Genomic DNA, 19,757 nt, shown 5'->3' with positions numbered 1-19,757 from the left:
CGATGAACCGGCGCAATGATATTTTGCTGGTGGACGGCTATAATATGATCGGCGCCTGGCCCATGCTTGAGAAGCTGAAGGAGATCGATCTGGAGGAAGCGCGGGACAAGCTGCTCGATATGCTGGCCGATTACCAAGGCTTCTCGGGCATGACGGTGTATGTTATTTTCGATGCCCATCAAGTGCCCGGACTTGGCGCGACTTACCGGCATCATAAGCTTACGATTGTCTATACGAAGGAAAAAGAAACGGCGGACGAATGCATTGAGCGGTTGGTTACGGAACTCACGGCCAGACGACGAAACGTATTTGTCGCCACCTCCGATCTTGTCGAACAGCATGTCGCTTTCGGCAAAGGAGCTCTCCGGCTGTCGGCTCGCGAGCTGCTTATCAACATTCAGCAGAATCGCAAGCAAATCGAGCTCACTTTGCGCGAGGACATACCGGTCAAGCGCAACACGCTCGACGGCAATCTCAGTCTCGAGGTGCGCACAAAGCTGGAGCGTCTTCGGCGCGGCGGCAAATAGTCCTCTTTTTTATCCATAAAATTACAGAATTTCTATTAAAACGACTCTACCCTAGCGGCAAATCGGTTGACGGTGTAAGATTACATAATGTATACTGGCTCTATATTTAGTGATGAGAACGGCGGTTTTATCGCTATTTTGTCTTGTTTAACTCGTTGTGGCAGGAAGCCATGGAGATAGGTTGCATATGAATCTAGCGGCGTACGCCTTGCAGGCCGGAGGGATAGTTCGTGAGCATCGACCTCAAAAAATGGAGTACGCTTGAGTATGACTGCAGTTCTGACGAGGATATCGTGGAAGCGGTTCGTAACGGCGACAGTCTGGCTCTTGAATATTTGATCAACAAATATAAGAACTTTGTCCGTGCCAAGGCGCGTTCTTACTTCCTGATCGGAGCCGACCGGGAAGATATCGTGCAGGAAGGCATGATCGGACTCTATAAATCTATCCGCGACTTTAAAGGGGACAAGCTTGCTAGCTTTAAAGCTTTTGCGGAATTATGTATTACACGGCAGATTATTACGGCGATAAAGACGGCTACCAGGCAGAAGCATATACCGCTTAACTCTTATGTTTCCTTGGACAAGCCTATTTACGACGAAGATTCTGACCGTACTCTTCTCGACGTGATTTGCGGCACCCGGGTATCCGATCCGGAGGAGCTTATCATTAATCAGGAAGAATTTGTTGGTCTTGAGGACAAGATGTCGGAGATTCTGAGCGATCTGGAGCGTAAGGTGCTTATGCTCTATCTGGACGGCCGATCGTATCAGGAAATTGCCGTTGACCTCGACAGACATGTCAAATCGATTGACAATGCCCTGCAGCGCGTAAAGCGCAAACTTGAGCGTTACTTGGAAGTTCGGGATCTTAGCGGATAAGCTATTAATCTTATTAATCTTTATACGTGCTGAATTTGATGCGAGCTGTTCTCTCGTCCGGTTATCAGGCCGGAGGCGGAGGGCGGCTCGTTTTAAGTTTTAAAAGCAGGATTTGTGACGATAATGGTAGAGACGAGATTCCTGATGCCGCCATATTTCCATAATATTCGCTATGGCCCAGGCTATGTTTCCATTGACATTGGAATAGGCCGTGTGATAAATTGTTTTAGGTAGGCCTTGATGTGAGGCTTTGTTTTGTATTGGGGCCGAAGTTGCAATGTCATATACATATGGCGTTGTGAACCGTTATTTAGCAGTTCGGGAGGTGTAATTCAATGCGGGTAATAATCACGTTGGCATGCACAAACTGCAAACAGAGAAACTATGCGAGCAGCAAGAACAAACGCAATCACCCCGACCGCATCGAGTTGAAGAAGTTTTGCAAGTTTTGTAACGAGCAGACTCCTCATCGCGAGACGAGATAGTCATTGGAGGTGTTGACGTGGCATTTTTGGCTAAACTGAAGCAAAGCTTCGGAACAACGTTTAGTTTCTTTGCCGACAGCTGGGCAGAACTTAAAAAGGTTCGCTGGCCAAACCGTAAAGAGTTGACAAGCTATTCGATCGTCGTACTTCTAACGATCGCGTTTGTGACGATTTACTTTTGGCTTCTTGACATCGGGATCTCGTCTCTAGTTAATCTGATTGTTTAAGAAGGGTCCAAAGGTGGATTGGAATGGAAAAAAGATGGTATGTCGTACACACTTACGCCGGTTATGAGAACAAAGTGAAAGCCAATTTGGAGCGTCGCCTCGAATCGATGGGCATGGAAGATAAAATCTTTCGCGTTCTGGTTCCGATGGAAGAAGAAGTGGTAGAAAAGGACGGTAAGAAAAAGACCGTTCAACGCAAAGTCTACCCCGGCTACGTCCTCGTGGAGATGGTACAAACTGACGATTCATGGTATGTTGTTCGCAATACGCCGGGCGTCACAGGATTTGTAGGGTCAACGGGCTCCGGTTCCAAGCCAATCGCGCTTATGCCGGACGAAGTAGAACAAATTCTGAAGCACATGGGCATGGAAGAGCCTAAGCCGAAGATTGAATTCGACCTGAAGGAAACCGTGCGCGTAAAGGTAGGTCCTTTTGCGGATTTCGTTGGTACAGTGGAAGAAATTCTGCTCGACAAATCCAAGCTTAAGGTACATGTCAACATGTTTGGCAGGGAGACCCCGCTTGAACTGGACTATACTCAAGTGGAGAAGATATAATACGATCTGGTTTCCGTAGTTTGGGATTACTTGTGTAAGGAGGTGTAAGTCATGGCAAAAAAGGTTATCAAAATGGTCAAACTGCAAGTTCCTGCAGGTAAAGCTAATCCGGCTCCGCCGATTGGTCCGGCACTTGGTCAAGCAGGCGTTAACATTATGGCGTTCTGTAAAGAATTCAATGCTCGTACTGCAGATCAAGCGGGATTGATTATCCCGGTTGTTATCACAGTGTTTGAAGACCGTTCCTTCACTTTCGAAACTAAAACTCCACCGGCAGCAGTATTGCTCCGCGTTGCAGCAGGTATCGAAAAAGGTTCCGGTGAACCAAACAAAAAGAAAGTTGCTACAGTGAAACGTGCGAAAGTTCGTGAAATTGCTGAGCAAAAAATGCCTGACCTGAATGCAGCTTCCGTTGAGGCAGCGATGCTTATGATTGAAGGTACTGCACGCAGCATGGGTGTTACTATCGTTGACTAATTGTGTGACTGGCCGCTTGCGGTCGGTTAACACATGGGCGGCCGAATAGGCGTTGCCCGGCGAAGTGTACTGCTTCGTTTAAGTGGGAGGAGTCCCATAAGGGGAATTTTCCGCTACAACCACAAAGGAGGAAAACTCAAATGGCTAAACACGGCAAAAAGTATGTAGAAGCTGCTAAGCTGATTGACAGCGAAGCTACTTACGAGTCTTTGGAAGCAATCGAGCTTGTGAAGAAAGCCGCTACAGCAAAATTCGACGAGTCCGTTGAAGTAGCTGTGCGTCTGGGCGTTGACCCTCGTAAACAAGACCAAGCGGTTCGTGGCGTTGTTGTACTTCCGCATGGTACTGGTAAAACAAAACGTGTTCTGGTATTCGCGAAAGGCGATAAAGCAAAAGAAGCAGAAGCTGCTGGCGCTGATTTCGTTGGCGATTCCGACATGATCAACAAAATCCAACAAGGCTGGTTCGAATTCGACGTCTGCGTAGCAACGCCGGACATGATGGCTGAAGTTGGTAAACTGGGTCGTATCCTCGGCGGTAAAGGCCTTATGCCTAACCCTAAAGCGGGTACGGTAACATTCGACGTTACTAAAGCTGTTCAAGAAATCAAAGCTGGTAAAATCGAATACCGTCTTGATAAAGCAGGTCAAATCCATGCTCCAATCGGCAAGGTTTCCTTCGACGCAGAGAAACTTAACGAAAACCTTAAGTCTCTGATCGATGCTCTGAACCGTGCTAAACCGGCAGCAGCTAAAGGGGTTTACCTGAAAAACATCTCCGTTTCTTCGACAATGGGCCCTGGCGCTCGCGTCAACGTAGCGGCTTACCGCTAAGTTCAACGAGAACGGAATTAAATTCGAATACGCATACCGTAGACAGTAGGTGCCGCAAGGCTTAATTTCCTACCGAGGTGTTATGATAAATACAGCTTGCGCGTGATTAACTTCACGGCAGCGATATATCATGGCCTTCGCAGTCGCTGTGGAGGCCTTTCTCATGCACCCTAGGCAGAGGAAGCTTGTCTTATAAACGGGATGTACAACTATTACAGGAGGTGTACAGTTTGGCTAACGTTAAAATCATCCAAGAGAAACAACAAGCGGTTGAAGAAATCACAGCGAAGCTTCGTGAGAGCTCCAGCACTGTTGTTGCTGACTACCGCGGATTGAACGTTGCGCAAGTAACTGAACTTCGTAAACAACTGCGCGAAGCAGGTGTTGAATTCCAAGTTCTGAAAAACTCGCTCGTTCGCCGTGCGACTGAAGCTGCGGAATTGTCCGATCTGAACAGCATTCTGGTTGGTCCTACAGCCATTGCTTTCAGCGTGAACGATGCTGTGGCACCAGCGAAAATCTTGAACGATTTCGCTAAAAAGAACGACGCTCTGAAACTTAAAGGCGGCGTTGTTGAAGGTAAAGTAGTAGGTGCACAAGAGATTAAAGCACTGGCGGAACTTCCGTCCCGCGAAGGCTTGCTCTCCATGCTCCTCAGCGTCCTGCAAGCTCCAATGCGCAACTTCGCGCTTGCGGTTAAAGCAGTCGGCGAGCAAAAAGAAGCACAAGCTTAAGTTAAACCGTCGTTTGTACGAACGAAACGCCGACCTTCCCCGGAAGGCGGCATAAAACCAAAAAAAATCAACCACTTTCGGAGGTATAACCATGTCTAAAGAGCAAATCTTGGAAGCAATCAAAGTTATGACTGTTCTTGAACTGAACGATCTTGTTAAAGCAATCGAAGAAGAATTCGGCGTTACAGCTGCTGCACCAGTAGCAGTAGTAGCAGGCGGCGCAGCAGAAGTTGCTGAGCAAACTGAATTCGACGTTATCCTTAACAACGCTGGCGCTTCCAAAATCAACGTAATCAAAGTGGTTCGCGAAATCACTGGTCTGGGCCTGAAAGAAGCTAAAGACCTGGTTGACGGCGCTCCTAAACCAATCAAAGAAAAAGTTGGCAAAGAAGAAGCAGAAGCGGTTAAAGCTAAGCTTGAAGAAGCTGGCGCTGCTGTAGAAGTGAAGTAATTTCACTTCAAGCTATAATAACGGGCCCCTTGAAACGTCACGTTTCAAGGGGTTCGTTGCATGTTCAAGACTTGCAGCTCAAGTGGCAGGAGGCCAAAAAGAATGTCGGACCACTATTACTCCCAAACGCCGGGAGTGAAGCATGATAGACAAGTACATGAAACAAAGCTTCGGGGATTCGCTCTGCGGTTTGTGACGGATGCTGGCGTATTCTCGAAATCGGGAGTCGATTATGGCAGCCGCGTGCTGCTGGATGCGCTCGTTCTTTCGCCAACTGCTAGAGTGCTTGATGTCGGGTGCGGTTACGGGCCCATCGGATTAACAGCGGCGAAGCTGGCGCCGGAGGGGCATGTAACCATGATCGACATTAATGAACGCGCGGTTGAGCTGTCTAAAGAGAACGCAAAGCTAAATGGCATTTCAAATGTTACGGTTATCCAAAGCGATATCTATGAATCGGTGAAGGATAATCGTTATGACGTGATTTTGACCAACCCTCCGATCAGGGCGGGGAAACAGGTTGTCCATCGTATTTTTGAAGAAGGGTACAATCTATTAAATCCCGGCGGCAAGATGTGGGTGGTCATTCAGAAGAAGCAAGGCGCGCCATCTGCGGAGGCCAAGCTGGAAGCGTTGTTTGGCGATGTGGAAGAGGTCACGAAGGACAAAGGCTACCGGATATTTTTAGCAACAAAATCTATGACTTGATTTTCTTGACTTGACTTTTCAGATATGGTAGTATTATAAAATGTCAGCATTAAATTGGGCTCAATCTCTTTAGCTAACTAAAATGTCAAGTGCGAATTTTGGCGCGGAATGCATATTTATTGCACATTTGACGTATAATGTTTACATTTTGGGCAAAATTACTTGATATGGAACCATCGCGCCGCGCTGCGTTTGGTTGGCTGCCGGAACACGCTCTTTTTTCGAACTATTCGATAAGGGCTTTTCTTTATTTAAAGTAGTGACGCAGTAGATATCGATGCTGTGAGACAGACATGAGGGGTGAGGTTAAGTTGGCAGGACAACTTGTTCAGTATGGTCGGCGCACGCGGAGAAGTTACGCCCGGATCAACGAGGTGCTGGAAGTCCCGAACCTGATTGAAATCCAACAAAAATCGTACGAAAAATTCTTGGATAACGACTTGCTTGAGTTGTTCCAGGATATTTCGCCGATTCAGGACTTTACGGGCAATCTATCGCTTGAGTTTATCGACTATAGCTTGGGCGAACCGAAATATTCGGTCGATGAATCAAAGGAACGCGATGTGACGTACGCTGCTCCACTGCGCGTTAAGGTACGGCTCTTCAACAAAGAAACCGGCGAAGTGAAGGAACAAGAAGTGTTCATGGGCGACTTCCCGCTGATGACAGAGACCGGTACGTTCATTATTAACGGGGCGGAACGTGTAATTGTCAGCCAGTTGGTTCGATCCCCAAGTGTGTACTTCAGCACGAAGGTTGATAAGAACGGGAAGAAAACATACACGGCAACGGTAATTCCGAATCGCGGAGCTTGGCTCGAGCTTGAGACGGATGCTAAGGACATCATTTACGTTCGTATTGACCGGACCCGGAAAATACCGGTGACGGTGCTTTTGCGCGCTCTTGGCTTCGGAACCGACGCTGAGATCTTAGAATTGCTCGGCCATGACGAGTATATTCGCAACACGCTGGATAAAGACAACACAGATTCGACGGAGAAAGCGCTGATTGAAATCTATGAACGCCTTCGTCCAGGCGAACCGCCTACTTTGGACAATGCGAAGAGCTTGCTGGTTGCTCGTTTCTTTGATCCAAAACGTTACGACCTGGCTAACGTCGGCCGTTACAAAATAAACAAAAAGCTTCACATTAAGAACCGTCTGTTTAATCAACGTCTTGCTGAGACGCTGGTTGATCCGGGTACGGGCGAGATCATTGCGGAAGCAGGTCAAATGATTGACCGCCGTCTGCTGGATGAGATCCTCGACAAGCTGGAGAAAAACGTCGGCTTCAAAACATACCATGTTGCTAATGGTGTGCTGGATGCGGATAGCATTCCGCTTCAAGCGATCAGCGTGTATTCGCCGCTTGATGACGCGAAGGTTATCAAAGTCATCTCTAATGGCGTCATTGATAAATCCGTTAAGCATATTACGCCGGCGGACATCATTTCGTCCATCAACTATTTCATCAACCTCCTTCACGGAGTAGGCAATACGGACGATATCGACCATCTCGGTAACCGTCGTTTGCGTTCCGTAGGCGAATTGCTTCAGAACCAATTCCGTATCGGTCTATCCCGTATGGAACGCGTTGTCCGCGAAAGAATGTCGATTCAAGATGCTAACGCCATTACGCCGCAAGCCTTGATTAACATTCGCCCTGTAATCGCATCGATTAAAGAGTTCTTCGGTTCCTCGCAGCTGTCGCAGTTCATGGACCAAACGAACCCGCTGGCAGAATTGACGCACAAACGTCGTTTGTCTGCTCTCGGTCCGGGCGGTTTGACGCGTGAGCGCGCAGGCTTCGAAGTACGGGACGTCCATCACTCCCACTACGGGCGTATGTGTCCAATCGAAACGCCGGAGGGTCCGAACATCGGTCTGATCAACTCCTTGTCGACGTTTGCCCGCATTAACGAGTATGGCTTCATCGAAGCCCCTTACCGTTGGGTAGATCCGAAGACAGGCATCGTTACCGAGCAAATCTCGTATTTGACGGCTGACGAAGAAGATAACTACGTTGTCGCGCAAGCGAACGCGAAGTTGACCGAAGAAGGTAAATTTGTCGATGACAGTGTCATCGTACGTTACAATAAGCAAGCAGATAACATCTTGACCATGCCAAGCGAACGCGTTGACTACATGGACGTATCGCCTAAGCAGGTTGTGTCGGTTGCGACAGCGCTCATTCCGTTCTTGGAAAATGACGACTCCAACCGTGCGCTCATGGGATCCAACATGCAGCGGCAGGCCGTGCCACTCCTTATTCCTAAAGCACCACTTGTTGGTACGGGTATGGAGCACAAATCGGCTAAAGACTCCGGTGTATGTATTGTATCCAAGTATGACGGTGTTATTGAACGAGTTTCGGCAAACGAAATTTGGCTGCGCCGCACAGAGATGCTGGACGGCAAGCAAGTGGTTGGCGATCTCGTGAAACATAAACTGCATAAGTTTATGCGTTCCAACCAAGGAACATGTATCAACCAACGTCCGCTTGTGCGCAAAGGCGAAGTGATCAAGAAAGGCGATATTCTCGCCGACGGTCCTTCCACGGAGCAAGGCGAATTGGCGCTGGGCCGCAACGTTGTCGTTGCGTTCATGACTTGGGAAGGTTACAACTACGAGGATGCGATTCTTCTTAGCGAGAAGCTTGTGAAAGAGGATGTTTACACGTCCATTCACATTGAAGAATACGAATCCGAGGCACGCGATACGAAGCTTGGGCCGGAAGAAATTACGCGCGACATTCCGAATGTCGGCGAAGAAGCGCTGAAAAATCTCGACGAACGCGGCATTATCCGCGTTGGTGCCGAGATCGGCGCCGGCGATATCCTCGTTGGTAAAGTAACTCCTAAAGGCGTTACGGAGCTGACGGCGGAAGAACGCCTTCTTCATGCGATCTTTGGCGAGAAAGCTCGTGAAGTGCGCGATACGTCGCTTCGCGTACCGCATGGTACCGACGGTATCGTCGTAGACGTTAAAGTATTTACCCGCGAGAACGGCGATGAGCTGCCACCAGGCGTGAATCAGCTGGTTCGTGTATATATTGCTCAAAAACGTAAGATCTCCGAAGGCGACAAAATGGCAGGACGCCACGGTAATAAAGGGGTTATCGCCCGCATTATGCCGGAGGAAGATATGCCGTTCTTGCCAGACGGCACACCAGTTGAAGTCGTGTTGAACCCACTGGGCGTACCGTCGCGGATGAACATCGGTCAGGTACTCGAAGTCCATTTGGGCATGGCTTGTAAGCGTCTTGGTCTTCATGCCGCAACGCCGGTATTCGACGGCGCGCGCGAGTATGACGTATTCGATACGATGGAAGAAGCCGGCATGCAGCGTAACGGTAAAACGATTCTGTACGATGGACGTACAGGCGAGTCGTTTGAACGCGAAGTTACGGTTGGCGTCATGTACATGATCAAACTGGCGCACATGGTCGACGATAAAATCCATGCCCGCTCGACGGGTCCTTACTCTCTCGTTACGCAGCAGCCACTGGGCGGTAAAGCTCAATTCGGCGGCCAGCGCTTCGGTGAGATGGAGGTTTGGGCACTCGAGGCCTACGGCGCAGCCTACACGCTTCAAGAGATTCTTACGGTCAAATCCGACGACGTGGTCGGCCGCGTGAAGACTTACGAATCGATCGTGAAAGGCGAGAACGTTCCGGAGCCAGGCGTTCCAGAATCGTTCAAGGTATTGATCAAAGAGCTTCAGTCCCTTGGTATGGACGTTAAGATCCTCACCGAGAATGAAGAAGAGATCGAAATGAAAGAAATCGATGACGAAGATGACGGAACAAGCGATAAGCTTAACCTCAACTTAGAAGGCGCCGAAGCCGGCGCTGAATAAGCTTTGAATAAAAGGCTGCTCGTCCTTCTTAACCGAAGGGCGTGCAGCCGCCAATTTGTACGACATAGCCATACATGACGAAGGAGGGTTGCTCCTTGTTGGACGTGAACAACTTCGAGTATATGAAAATCGGGCTTGCATCGCCTGATAAAATTCGCTCTTGGTCCCGCGGAGAAGTCAAAAAACCGGAGACGATCAACTATAGGACGTTAAAACCGGAGAAAGAGGGTCTTTTCTGCGAAAAGATCTTCGGGCCTACAAAAGACTGGGAATGTCATTGCGGTAAATACAAACGCGTTCGTTATAAAGGCGTTGTCTGCGACCGCTGTGGCGTTGAAGTTACACGCGCGAAAGTACGCCGCGAGCGTATGGGCCATATCGAGCTTGCTGCTCCAGTATCGCATATCTGGTACTTTAAGGGCATTCCAAGCCGTATGGGCCTTGCGCTTGACATGTCGCCTCGTTCCCTCGAGGAGATCATTTATTTTGCATCCTATGTAGTAACCGATCCAGGTGATACGCCGCTTGAGAAAAAACAACTGCTGTCGGAGAAAGAATACCGCAGCTACCGTGAAAAATACGGTTATGGCTTCCAAGCGAGCATGGGTGCCGAAGCAGTTAAGAAATTACTGCAAGACATCGATGTTGAGAAAGAACTGGAGACCCTTAAAGAAGAATTGCGTACGGCTCAAGGCCAACGCCGCAACCGTGCGATTAAGCGTCTTGAAGTCATCGAAGCCTTCCGCAACTCCGGCAATGAGCCGGAATGGATGATTCTCGATGTGCTTCCGGTTATTCCGCCAGAGCTTCGTCCGATGGTACAGCTGGACGGCGGACGTTTTGCAACGTCTGACCTGAACGACCTGTACCGCCGCGTTATTAACCGTAACAACCGTCTGAAACGCCTGCTTGACCTGGGCGCTCCGGATATTATCGTTCAGAACGAGAAGCGCATGCTGCAAGAAGCCGTTGACGCTCTGATCGATAACGGCCGCCGTGGCCGTCCGGTTACAGGCCCGGGCAACCGTCCTTTGAAATCCCTCAGCCACATGCTGAAAGGTAAACAAGGCCGTTTCCGTCAGAACTTGCTCGGTAAACGGGTTGACTACTCTGGTCGTTCCGTTATCGTCGTAGGTCCAAACCTGAAAATGTTCCAATGCGGTCTTCCAAAAGAGATGGCGCTGGAGCTGTTCAAGCCTTTCGTAATGAAAGAACTTGTGAACAAAGGTCTGGCACACAATATCAAGAGCGCAAAACGCAAAGTTGAACGCGTAAGCCCGGAAGTTTGGGACGTTCTTGAAGAAGTTATCAAGGAGCATCCGGTTCTTCTTAACCGTGCCCCTACGCTTCACCGTCTCGGTATCCAGGCGTTCGAACCGATTCTGGTTGAAGGCCGCGCCATCAAGCTTCATCCGCTCGTATGTACCGCTTATAACGCGGACTTCGACGGTGACCAAATGGCCGTTCACGTACCGCTGTCGGCAGAAGCGCAAGCTGAAGCACGTCTTCTGATGCTCGCATCGGGTAACATTTTGAACCCGAAAGACGGCAAGCCTGTTGTTACGCCATCGCAGGATATGGTTCTCGGATCGTACTACTTGACGATGGATAACAAAGAAGCAAAAGGCTCCGGTTCGGTGTTCGCTACCGTGAACGAAGCAATCTCCGCGTACCAACGCGGTATTGTATCGCTTCATGCGCGCGTATTCGTGCCTGCTAAAGTACTGAAGAAAACCATCTTTACGGAGCAGCAGCAGAACTCCCTGATTTGTACGACTGTCGGTAAAGTCATTTTCAACGAAATCTTCCCGGAAGATTTCCCTTACATCAACGAAGCTTCCAAAGTGAACTTGCTGCAAGGTACGCCGGATAAGTATTTTGTCTATGAAAAGGGCAGCGACTTGAACAAAATCATGAATGAGTTGCCAATTGCCGGCGGCGTCGGCAAAGAGTATCTCGGCAACATCATCGGCGAATGCTTCCGTATCTACCATACAACTTTGACATCGATTATTCTTGACCGGATCAAGCAACTTGGCTTTACGTACTCCACGCGCGCAGGTATTACTGTTGCGGTAGCGGACGTTGTCGTTCCGGAGGAGAAAGTCGAGATTCTGAAAGAATCGGATGCTAAAGTAGCAGTCGTTATGAATCAGTACCGTCGCGGTCTGATTACGAACGAAGAACGTTATGACCGTGTTATCGAAATTTGGAGTAAATCGAAAGACCAAATTACCGATATCCTCATGAAATCGATGGACCGTTACAATTCCATCATGCTCATGGTGGACTCCAAAGCACGGGGTAACAAATCGCAGATCGCACAGCTCGGCGGTATGCGTGGTCTGATGGCCAACCCATCCGGCCGGATCATCGAGTTGCCAATCAAATCGAACTTCCGTGAAGGCCTTACCGTCCTCGAGTACTTCATCTCGACGCACGGTGCCCGTAAAGGTCTGGCCGATACGGCGCTTCGTACAGCGGACTCGGGTTACTTGACCCGTCGTCTCGTAGACGTTGCGCAGGACGTTATCGTCCGCGAAGACGATTGCGGTACGGATAAAGGCTTTACCGTTAGCAAGATTCAAGACGGCAAAGAGGTTATCGAGGATCTGTACGACCGTATCGAAGGCCGTTACTCGTTCGAAACAATCCGTCATCCAAAAACGGGTGAGGTTATTGTTAAGAAGAGCGAGCTGATCGACTCCGGCAAAGCCGATGCGATTATCGACGCAGGTATCGAGAAACTTCAAATCCGTTCCGTTCTTAGCTGTCGTGCACGTCATGGCGTATGTAAAGTATGCTATGGCCGTAACTTGGCGACTGGCAAGCACGTTGAGATTGGCGAAGCGGTAGGCATTATCGCGGCGCAATCCATCGGTGAACCGGGAACTCAGCTGACGATGCGTACATTCCATACCGGCGGCGTTGCCGGCGACGATATTACGCAAGGTTTGCCGCGTATCCAAGAGCTTTTCGAGGCGCGTAATCCGAAAGGTCAAGCGATCATTACGGAGCTCGACGGTGTCGTGAAAGAAATTCGCGAGGCGAAAGACCGCCGCGAAATCGAAGTCCAAGGCGAAGCAGAAACGAAAGTCTATGCAATTACGTATGGCTCGCGTATCCGCGTAACCGAAGGCCAGCAAATCGAAGCAGGCGACGAGCTTACAGACGGTTCGATCGACCCTAAAGATATGCTGCGTATTAAAGGTATCCGTGGCGTTCAAAACTACATTTTGCAAGAAGTACAGCGCGTATACCGTAACCAAGGCGTAGAAATCAACGACAAGCACGTTGAGGTTATGGTTAAGCAAATGCTTCGCAAAATCCGTATCGTTGACGCAGGCGACACTACGCTTCTTCCAGGCGCATTTGTTGACATCCACGAATACGAAGCAGCTAACCGCGAAGCAATCTTTGCAGGTCTTGAGCCTGCCGTTGCGAAGCCGGTATTGCTTGGTATTACAAAGGCGTCCCTTGAGACAGATTCGTTCTTGTCCGCGGCATCGTTCCAAGAAACGACCCGCGTCCTGACCGACGCTGCTATCAAAGGTAAAGTCGACCAATTGCTTGGTCTGAAAGAGAACGTTATTATCGGCAAGCTGATCCCGGCTGGTACAGGTATGAACCGTTACCGCAGCATCAAGCTGGTAGGCCTAGAAGATGAGCCGGAAGCAACTGCAGAAGGCGAATTGGAATCCGAAGCTGTAACGATCGAATAGGACTCGCATATTGTTGTAATAGATGAGGAGAGCGCGGCATTCGGCAGGGATGGTTGGTCTTCCCTGTTGATGCCCGCTCTTTTACATGTATAATAGTTGAGGGGCCTTACCTTTAACCGTGTAAATGAGATAACCAAAACTTTGCAATTGGACAGGGTGTAATACAGCTTGACACTTCTAGATGTAGGTGTTAATATATCGAAGTGTGCCTAATTGTGTGATCGCTCTACCGCAAAAGGAAAGGTGATATCATGCAGTTTAAGGTTGGCGCGAAACAGACGACTAAGATGCTCGAACAGAGTAAAGCTATCGAAGTCTATGTGGCTCGTGATGCAGATCCGCGGATGAGAGAGAAGGTTGTTCATCTGTGCGAGCGGTTGAGTGTTCCGGTCAAGTGGATAGATACGATGCAAGAACTCGGGGAAACCTGCGGGATTGATGTCGGAGCCGCTATGGCAGCGCTCATACTTGATGAAGAATAAAGTAGACTCCATTTTTGTTAGTGCAGAATTGAAAGATGATGGACTGACAGAAATTTTTATTTGTTCTTTTATGAACCGCCTGGATCTGTGGGCTTAATTAATTGGGTAAAATGTCTTGCCATTAATAAGACATAATCATGGGAAGGGGGTGGCAACATGCCAACAATTAACCAGCTGGTCCGCAAAGGCCGCCAAGCTAAAGTCGTAAAATCGAAATCGCCTGCTTTGCAAAGAGGTTTCAACGCCTTGAAACGTGAAGCAACGAACATCAGCGCTCCGCAAAAACGCGGTGTGTGCACTCGTGTAGGTACTATGACTCCGAAAAAACCAAACTCCGCACTTCGTAAATACGCGCGTGTACGTTTGACTAACCGCGTAGAAGTAACAGCGTACATCCCTGGTATCGGTCATAACCTGCAAGAGCACAGCGTTGTATTGATCCGTGGTGGACGGGTAAAAGACCTTCCAGGTGTACGTTACCATATCGTTCGCGGCGCATTGGATACTGCGGGTGTAAACAACCGTAACCAATCCCGTTCGAAATACGGTACAAAACGTCCTAAAGTTAAAAAATAATATTAGCAATTTGTTCGGATAAATATTCGGATATTGCGACTAACTAAGAAAGGGGGACTTTCTCATGCCACGCAAAGGTCCTGTTACAAAACGCGACGTATTGCCGGATCCGGTTTACAATAGCAAACTGGTAACCCGCCTTATCAACCGCATCATGATCGACGGTAAACGCGGCGTTGCTCAAACGCTGTTGTATGATGCTTTCACGCTGATCCAAGAACGCACGGGTAAAGATCCAATGGAAGTGTTCGAAGAAGCGTTGAAAAACATCATGCCTGTACTCGAGGTTAAAGCTCGCCGTGTCGGCGGTTCTAACTACCAAGTACCGATTGAAGTTAAACCAGAGCGTCGTACATCGCTTGGTCTCCGTTGGCTCGTGAACTATTCGCGTAACCGCGGTGAAAAAACGATGGAAGAACGTCTGGCAGCTGAAATCATGGACGCATCGAACAACACTGGTGCATCCGTGAAGAAGCGCGAAGATACACACAAAATGGCAGAAGCGAACAAAGCGTTTGCTCACTACCGTTGGTAGGATTCTAACCAAAATGTTTGAGTTTAACTCAAAACACGAGAGGAGACAAATTCATGTCTAGAGAGTTCTCCTTGAATAATACGCGTAACATCGGGATCATGGCGCATATCGATGCTGGTAAAACAACTACCACTGAGCGTATCTTGTTCTATACAGGCCGTACTCATAAAATCGGTGAAGTGCATGAAGGCGCTGCAACGATGGACTGGATGGAGCAAGAGCAAGAGCGCGGTATTACAATTACGTCTGCCGCGACTACTGCTCAATGGAAAGGCAACCGCATCAATATTATCGACACCCCGGGGCACGTTGACTTCACAGTAGAAGTTGAACGTTCCCTGCGCGTATTGGATGGGGCCGTTGGCGTATTCAGTGCCAAAGAAGGCGTTGAGCCACAGTCTGAAACGGTATGGCGTCAAGCTGACCGTTATGGCGTTCCACGGATCGCCTACATCAACAAGATGGACATCATCGGTGCAGACTTCCTGAATGTTGTTAAAGACATGCGCGAGCGTCTGCAAGCGAATGCTGTTGCGATCCAATTGCCGATTGGCGCTGAGAGCGATTTCCTCGGCGTTGTCGACATCATCGAGCGCGTAGCTTACAAGTATAAAGACGATCTCGGTAGAGATCCTGAGCAAGTTGAGATTCCTGCTGAGTTGGCTGACCAAGTAGAAGAGCTTCGCACGGAGCTGATCGAAAAGGTAGCTGAGCTGGATGAAGAGTTGACTATGAAATATCTGGAAGGCGAAGAAATTACGATTCCAGAAATTAAAGCAGCGCTCCGCAAGGGCGTTTGTGAAGTTAAGATCTTCCCGGTTATCGCAGGTTCCTCGTACCGTAACAAAGGTGTTCAAATGATGTTGGACGCAGTAGTTGACTACCTGCCATCCCCGCTCGACGTACCGGCTATCAAAGGTACACTCGAAGACGGCGAAGAGTCGGTACGTCATTCTTCTGACGAAGAGCCGTTCGCGGCACTCGCGTTCAAAATCATGACTGACCCTTACGTTGGTAAATTGACGTTCTTCCGTGTATACTCGGGTATCCTGAAATCCGGTTCGTACGTTCTTAACGCAACTAAGAACAAACGTGAGCGGATCGGTCGTATCCTGCAGATGCATGCGAACAGCCGTCAAGAGATTTCGGAAGTTTACTCCGGCGATATCGCTGCCGCAGTAGGTCTGAAAGATACCATCACAGGCGACACGCTGTGCGACGAGAAGAACCCGATCATCCTTGAATCGATGAACTTCCCTGAGCCGGTTATCTCGGTAGCTATCGAACCAAAAACGAAAGCTGACCAAGACAAGCTTGGTATCGCAATCTCCAAACTGGCTGAAGAAGATCCAACGTTCCGTGCTCATACAGACGAAGAAACGAACCAAACGATCATCTCGGGTATGGGTGAGCTTCACCTTGAAATCCTGGTTGACCGTATGCTTCGCGAATTCAAAGTTGAGACTAACGTTGGTAAACCTCAAGTAGCTTACCGCGAAACATTCCGTACCGCGGCTAAGGTTGAAGGTAAATTCGTTCGTCAGTCCGGCGGTAAAGGTCAATATGGCCATTGTTGGGTTGAATTCACTCCGCAAGAGCCAGGTCAAGGCTTCGTATTCGAGAATAAAGTTGTTGGTGGATCGATTCCTCGTGAATTTATCGCTCCTATCCAAGCAGGTATCGAAGAGTCGATGAAGAACGGCGTACTCGCTGGCTTCCCGCTCGTTGATGTCAAAGCAACTGTATTCGACGGTTCGTACCATGACGTTGACTCCTCGGAGATGGCGTTCAAAATCGCTGGTTCCATGGCGCTTAAAGCTGCTAAGGAAAAATGTAACCCAGTTCTTCTTGAGCCAATCATGAAGGTTGAAGTTACAGTACCAGAAGAGTACATGGGCGACGTTATGGGTATGCTGAACTCCCGTCGCGGTCGTATCGAAGGTATGGATACTCGTGCAGGCGCACAAATCATCCGTGCTAAGGTACCTCTTGCAGAGATGTTCGGTTACTCCACAACTCTTCGTTCCGGTACGCAAGGCCGTGGCGTATTCTCCATGGAGCTCTCGCACTATGAAGAAGTACCACGTTCGATCTCCGAAGAGATCATCGCTAAAAACAAAGGCGCTTAATTATTAAGCCCTTAAATTCATACCATTGGTATGCAAGGTCGGGCACAAATACCTTAGGGCGTTTGTGTTTGGCCCACACATAAAACTTCAGTTATATTAAGGAGGATTAAGTTCAATGGCAAAGGCTAAATTTGAACGTAATAAACCGCACGTAAATATCGGTACTATCGGTCACGTCGACCATGGTAAAACTACTTTGACAGCTGCTATCACTACTGTACTTTCCAAAAAATACGGTGGCGCGGCAATCGCTTTCGACCAAATCGACAAAGCTCCAGAAGAGCGCGAGCGCGGTATCACGATCTCGACAGCTCACGTTGAGTATGAGACTCCTAACCGTCACTATGCTCACGTTGACTGCCCAGGTCACGCCGACTACGTTAAAAACATGATCACTGGTGCTGCTCAAATGGACGGCGCTATCCTGGTTGTATCCGCAGCTGACGGCCCTATGCCGCAAACTCGCGAGCACATCCTTCTGTCCCGCCAAGTAGGCGTACCTTACATCGTTGTATTCCTGAACAAATGCGACATGGTTGAAGACGAAGAGCTTCTTGAACTGGTTGAGATGGAAGTTCGCGACCTTCTTAACGAGTATGAGTTCCCAGGCGACGACACTCCAATCATCCGTGGTGCAGCTCGTGAAGCTCTGCAAAACCCAGATGGTCCTTGGGCTGACAAAATCGTTGAACTGTTCGAACAAGTTGACACTTACATCCCAACTCCTGAGCGCGACACAGCTAAGCCTTTCCTGATGCCTGTCGAGGACGTATTCACAATCACTGGCCGCGGTACAGTTGCTACTGGCCGTATCGACCGTGGTGTGGTTAAAGTCGGCGACGAGGTTGAAATCGTTGGTCTGGCTGAAGAAACTCGCAAATCCGTTGTTACGGGCGTAGAAATGTTCCGTAAACTGATGGATTCCGCTCAAGCGGGCGACAACATCGGCGCACTGCTTCGTGGTGTAGACCGTAAAGACATCGAGCGTGGTCAAGTACTGGCTAAACCGGCTTCGGTTAAACCACACACTAACTTCACAGCTCAAATCTACGTTCTGACTAAAGAAGAGGGTGGCCGTCATAAGCCTTTCTTCACTGGTTACCGTCCACAATTCTATTTCCGTACAACTGACGTAACAGGTATCATCAACCTGCCAGAAGGTACTGAAATGGTTATGCCTGGCGACAACATCACAGTTACTGTAGAACTGATCGCTCCAATCGCGGTTGAAGAGGGCACTCGTTTCTCCATCCGTGAAGGCGGCCGTACTGTAGGCGCTGGCGCTGTTGCAACTATCCAAAAATAATAAGGTGCGGCATTAGCCGCTCTTATGAAACCCTCTGCCTCCGGCAGAGGGTTTTTTAATTTCCAGATAAAACCCACCATTGACGTATAACTTTACATGCCATTAGAATTAATGGATAAGCGTCTATCGACGTTATTCGAAGTATTCAGACAAATATCCAACTGGGAGGGGCAAACTAGAAATGAAAAAGAAATGGTTGGTACCGCTTGCTTTAGTACTTTTGCTCGTTACAGCAGCATGTGGGAACAGTGGTAAAAACAACGAGAACAGCAGCTCCGGCAACGCTGCAGACGCAGGTAACTCGGACGCAAAGAAATCGTACAAGATCTCAATCTCTCAGATCGTTGAGCATCCATCGCTTGACGCAACAAAAGAAGGTTTTCTTGCAGCTTTGAAGGATGCAGGTTTTGTCGAAGGGGAAAACTTAACGGTAGATTTTAATACAGCACAAGGCGATCAAACGAATAACTTGTCGATTGCGCAAAAGATCGCAGGCGCTAAGGCCGATCTTGCTCTTGGTATCGCAACTCCATCCGCGCAGGCGCTTGTGCAAGCCTACACGAATGCTGGCAACAAAGGCCCGGTATTGTTCGCGGCCGTAACGGATCCGCTGTCCGCTGATCTGGTTTCGGACCTCGATGCTCCGGGAGGCAACGTAACAGGCGCTTCCGATACGAATCCGGATGCAGCCGTACAACTGATGGATTTCATCGCGGCTAACTTCCCTAACGTGAAGAAGGTTGGCTTGGTTATTAACAAAGGCGAGAGCAATGCGGTTGTTATGGCCGCTACTGCTAAAGAAGCACTTGCTAAGCACAACATCGAACTGATTGAAGCACCGGTTACAAACACTTCCGAAGTAAAACAAGCCGGTGAGTCGCTTATCGGTAAAGTAGACGCCATGTACATCACGCTTGATAATGTTGTTGTATCCGGCGTAGACGCACTTCTGCAATTGGCAAAACAAAACCATATTCCGTTCTTCTCCAGTGACCGCGATACGGTTGAGAAAGGCGCTTTTGCTACTGTAGGCTTCAAATACTATGACCATGGCTACCAAGTAGGCCAAATGGCCGCTGAGATTCTGAAGGGTAAAAATCCGGGCGAGATGAAAGTAACGAAACCGGACAAACTCGACCTGATTCTTAACCTGAAGGCAGCCGCTGATGAAGGCATTACCGTTACTGATGCAATGAAAGCCGGAGTTAAAGATCCGGATAACAACATCATTCAATAACAAGTTGAGAACGGGGTAAACGCTCCTTCGCGT

General features: G+C 48.9%; 18 protein-coding genes and 1 other annotated feature. All 18 genes read left to right on the top strand.

From position 1 onward, the window contains the following. Positions 1 to 2 precede the first annotated feature (2 nt). Positions 3 to 527, top strand: coding sequence for an NYN domain-containing protein (locus ACR9FF_RS27770; protein WP_127497466.1), 525 nt, complete (start codon positions 3 to 5; stop codon positions 525 to 527). Between the two features lie 230 nt (positions 528 to 757). Next, positions 758 to 1,408, top strand: coding sequence for an RNA polymerase sporulation sigma factor SigH (sigH, locus tag ACR9FF_RS27765; RefSeq protein WP_015847243.1), 651 nt, complete (start codon positions 758 to 760; stop codon positions 1,406 to 1,408). Positions 1,409 to 1,743: 335 nt separating this feature from the next. After that, the gene (gene rpmG, locus ACR9FF_RS27760) at positions 1,744 to 1,893 is read left to right on the top strand and encodes a 50S ribosomal protein L33 (RefSeq protein WP_015847242.1); all 150 of its coding nucleotides are present in this window, start codon (positions 1,744 to 1,746) and stop codon (positions 1,891 to 1,893) included. Between the two features lie 17 nt (positions 1,894 to 1,910). Further along, positions 1,911 to 2,120: a preprotein translocase subunit SecE gene (gene secE / locus ACR9FF_RS27755; RefSeq protein WP_015847241.1), complete on the top strand. Its 210-nt coding sequence runs from the start codon at positions 1,911 to 1,913 to the stop codon at positions 2,118 to 2,120. 23 nt (positions 2,121 to 2,143) lie between these two features. Further along, the gene (nusG, locus tag ACR9FF_RS27750; RefSeq protein ID WP_015847240.1) at positions 2,144 to 2,677 is read left to right on the top strand and encodes a transcription termination/antitermination protein NusG; all 534 of its coding nucleotides are present in this window, start codon (positions 2,144 to 2,146) and stop codon (positions 2,675 to 2,677) included. 51 nt (positions 2,678 to 2,728) lie between these two features. Then, complete coding sequence (gene rplK, locus ACR9FF_RS27745; protein ID WP_127497469.1) at positions 2,729 to 3,154, top strand: 50S ribosomal protein L11; 426 nt, start codon at positions 2,729 to 2,731, stop codon at positions 3,152 to 3,154. A gap of 140 nt (positions 3,155 to 3,294) precedes the next feature. After that, positions 3,295 to 3,987 (top strand): 50S ribosomal protein L1, encoded by a 693-nt coding sequence (gene rplA, locus ACR9FF_RS27740; protein ID WP_127497471.1) that lies wholly within the window; start codon positions 3,295 to 3,297, stop codon positions 3,985 to 3,987. Between the two features lie 18 nt (positions 3,988 to 4,005). Continuing rightward, positions 4,006 to 4,158: a sequence feature (ribosomal protein L10 leader region), on the top strand. Between the two features lie 59 nt (positions 4,159 to 4,217). Further along, positions 4,218 to 4,721, top strand: a complete 504-nt coding sequence (gene rplJ / locus ACR9FF_RS27735) for a 50S ribosomal protein L10 (protein WP_015847237.1) — start codon at positions 4,218 to 4,220, stop codon at positions 4,719 to 4,721. Between the two features lie 91 nt (positions 4,722 to 4,812). Further along, positions 4,813 to 5,172 (top strand): 50S ribosomal protein L7/L12, encoded by a 360-nt coding sequence (gene rplL, locus ACR9FF_RS27730; RefSeq protein WP_127497473.1) that lies wholly within the window; start codon positions 4,813 to 4,815, stop codon positions 5,170 to 5,172. Positions 5,173 to 5,274: 102 nt separating this feature from the next. Next, positions 5,275 to 5,880, top strand: a complete 606-nt coding sequence (locus ACR9FF_RS27725; RefSeq protein ID WP_127497475.1) for a class I SAM-dependent methyltransferase — start codon at positions 5,275 to 5,277, stop codon at positions 5,878 to 5,880. 293 nt (positions 5,881 to 6,173) lie between these two features. Next, positions 6,174 to 9,737, top strand: a complete 3,564-nt coding sequence (gene rpoB / locus ACR9FF_RS27720; protein WP_127497477.1) for a DNA-directed RNA polymerase subunit beta — start codon at positions 6,174 to 6,176, stop codon at positions 9,735 to 9,737. A gap of 74 nt (positions 9,738 to 9,811) precedes the next feature. Next, positions 9,812 to 13,459, top strand: coding sequence for a DNA-directed RNA polymerase subunit beta' (rpoC, locus tag ACR9FF_RS27715; protein ID WP_435167009.1), 3,648 nt, complete (start codon positions 9,812 to 9,814; stop codon positions 13,457 to 13,459). A 251-nt stretch (positions 13,460 to 13,710) separates the two neighbouring features. Further along, positions 13,711 to 13,941, top strand: coding sequence for a ribosomal L7Ae/L30e/S12e/Gadd45 family protein (locus ACR9FF_RS27710; protein ID WP_127497481.1), 231 nt, complete (start codon positions 13,711 to 13,713; stop codon positions 13,939 to 13,941). Between the two features lie 156 nt (positions 13,942 to 14,097). Then, positions 14,098 to 14,517, top strand: a complete 420-nt coding sequence (rpsL, locus tag ACR9FF_RS27705; protein ID WP_015847231.1) for a 30S ribosomal protein S12 — start codon at positions 14,098 to 14,100, stop codon at positions 14,515 to 14,517. 64 nt (positions 14,518 to 14,581) lie between these two features. Next, on the top strand, positions 14,582 to 15,052 hold the full coding sequence (rpsG, locus tag ACR9FF_RS27700; RefSeq protein WP_015847230.1) for a 30S ribosomal protein S7: 471 nt from the start codon (positions 14,582 to 14,584) through the stop codon (positions 15,050 to 15,052). Between the two features lie 53 nt (positions 15,053 to 15,105). Beyond that, positions 15,106 to 17,181, top strand: a complete 2,076-nt coding sequence (gene fusA / locus ACR9FF_RS27695; protein WP_127497483.1) for an elongation factor G — start codon at positions 15,106 to 15,108, stop codon at positions 17,179 to 17,181. A gap of 115 nt (positions 17,182 to 17,296) precedes the next feature. After that, entirely contained in the window at positions 17,297 to 18,487 is a 1,191-nt protein-coding gene (gene tuf / locus ACR9FF_RS27690; protein ID WP_127497486.1) for an elongation factor Tu, read from the top strand. 181 nt (positions 18,488 to 18,668) lie between these two features. Then, positions 18,669 to 19,724 (top strand): ABC transporter substrate-binding protein, encoded by a 1,056-nt coding sequence (locus ACR9FF_RS27685; protein ID WP_317982119.1) that lies wholly within the window; start codon positions 18,669 to 18,671, stop codon positions 19,722 to 19,724. The last annotated feature ends 33 nt before the right edge of the window (positions 19,725 to 19,757 follow it).

Source organism: Paenibacillus glycanilyticus (genome assembly GCF_051200795.1).
GTDB lineage: Bacteria > Bacillota > Bacilli > Paenibacillales > Paenibacillaceae > Pristimantibacillus > Pristimantibacillus glycanilyticus.
The sequence above is the reverse complement of the archived record's forward strand: the minus strand, read 5'-3'. Positions and strand labels throughout refer to the sequence as shown.

Coding starts and splice junctions, on each gene's coding strand:
- rpmG (WP_015847242.1), top strand. CDS start 1,744: ATGCGGGTAATAATCACGTTGGCATGCACAAACTGCAAACAGAGAAAC.
- ACR9FF_RS27770 (WP_127497466.1), top strand. CDS start 3: ATGAACCGGCGCAATGATATTTTGCTGGTGGACGGCTATAATATGATC.
- ACR9FF_RS27725 (WP_127497475.1), top strand. CDS start 5,275: ATGTCGGACCACTATTACTCCCAAACGCCGGGAGTGAAGCATGATAGA.
- rpsL (WP_015847231.1), top strand. CDS start 14,098: ATGCCAACAATTAACCAGCTGGTCCGCAAAGGCCGCCAAGCTAAAGTC.
- ACR9FF_RS27710 (WP_127497481.1), top strand. CDS start 13,711: ATGCAGTTTAAGGTTGGCGCGAAACAGACGACTAAGATGCTCGAACAG.
- ACR9FF_RS27685 (WP_317982119.1), top strand. CDS start 18,669: ATGAAAAAGAAATGGTTGGTACCGCTTGCTTTAGTACTTTTGCTCGTT.
- rpoB (WP_127497477.1), top strand. CDS start 6,174: ATGAGGGGTGAGGTTAAGTTGGCAGGACAACTTGTTCAGTATGGTCGG.
- rplK (WP_127497469.1), top strand. CDS start 2,729: ATGGCAAAAAAGGTTATCAAAATGGTCAAACTGCAAGTTCCTGCAGGT.
- rplA (WP_127497471.1), top strand. CDS start 3,295: ATGGCTAAACACGGCAAAAAGTATGTAGAAGCTGCTAAGCTGATTGAC.
- tuf (WP_127497486.1), top strand. CDS start 17,297: ATGGCAAAGGCTAAATTTGAACGTAATAAACCGCACGTAAATATCGGT.
- rpoC (WP_435167009.1), top strand. CDS start 9,812: ATGACGAAGGAGGGTTGCTCCTTGTTGGACGTGAACAACTTCGAGTAT.
- rpsG (WP_015847230.1), top strand. CDS start 14,582: ATGCCACGCAAAGGTCCTGTTACAAAACGCGACGTATTGCCGGATCCG.
- rplL (WP_127497473.1), top strand. CDS start 4,813: ATGTCTAAAGAGCAAATCTTGGAAGCAATCAAAGTTATGACTGTTCTT.
- fusA (WP_127497483.1), top strand. CDS start 15,106: ATGTCTAGAGAGTTCTCCTTGAATAATACGCGTAACATCGGGATCATG.
- nusG (WP_015847240.1), top strand. CDS start 2,144: ATGGAAAAAAGATGGTATGTCGTACACACTTACGCCGGTTATGAGAAC.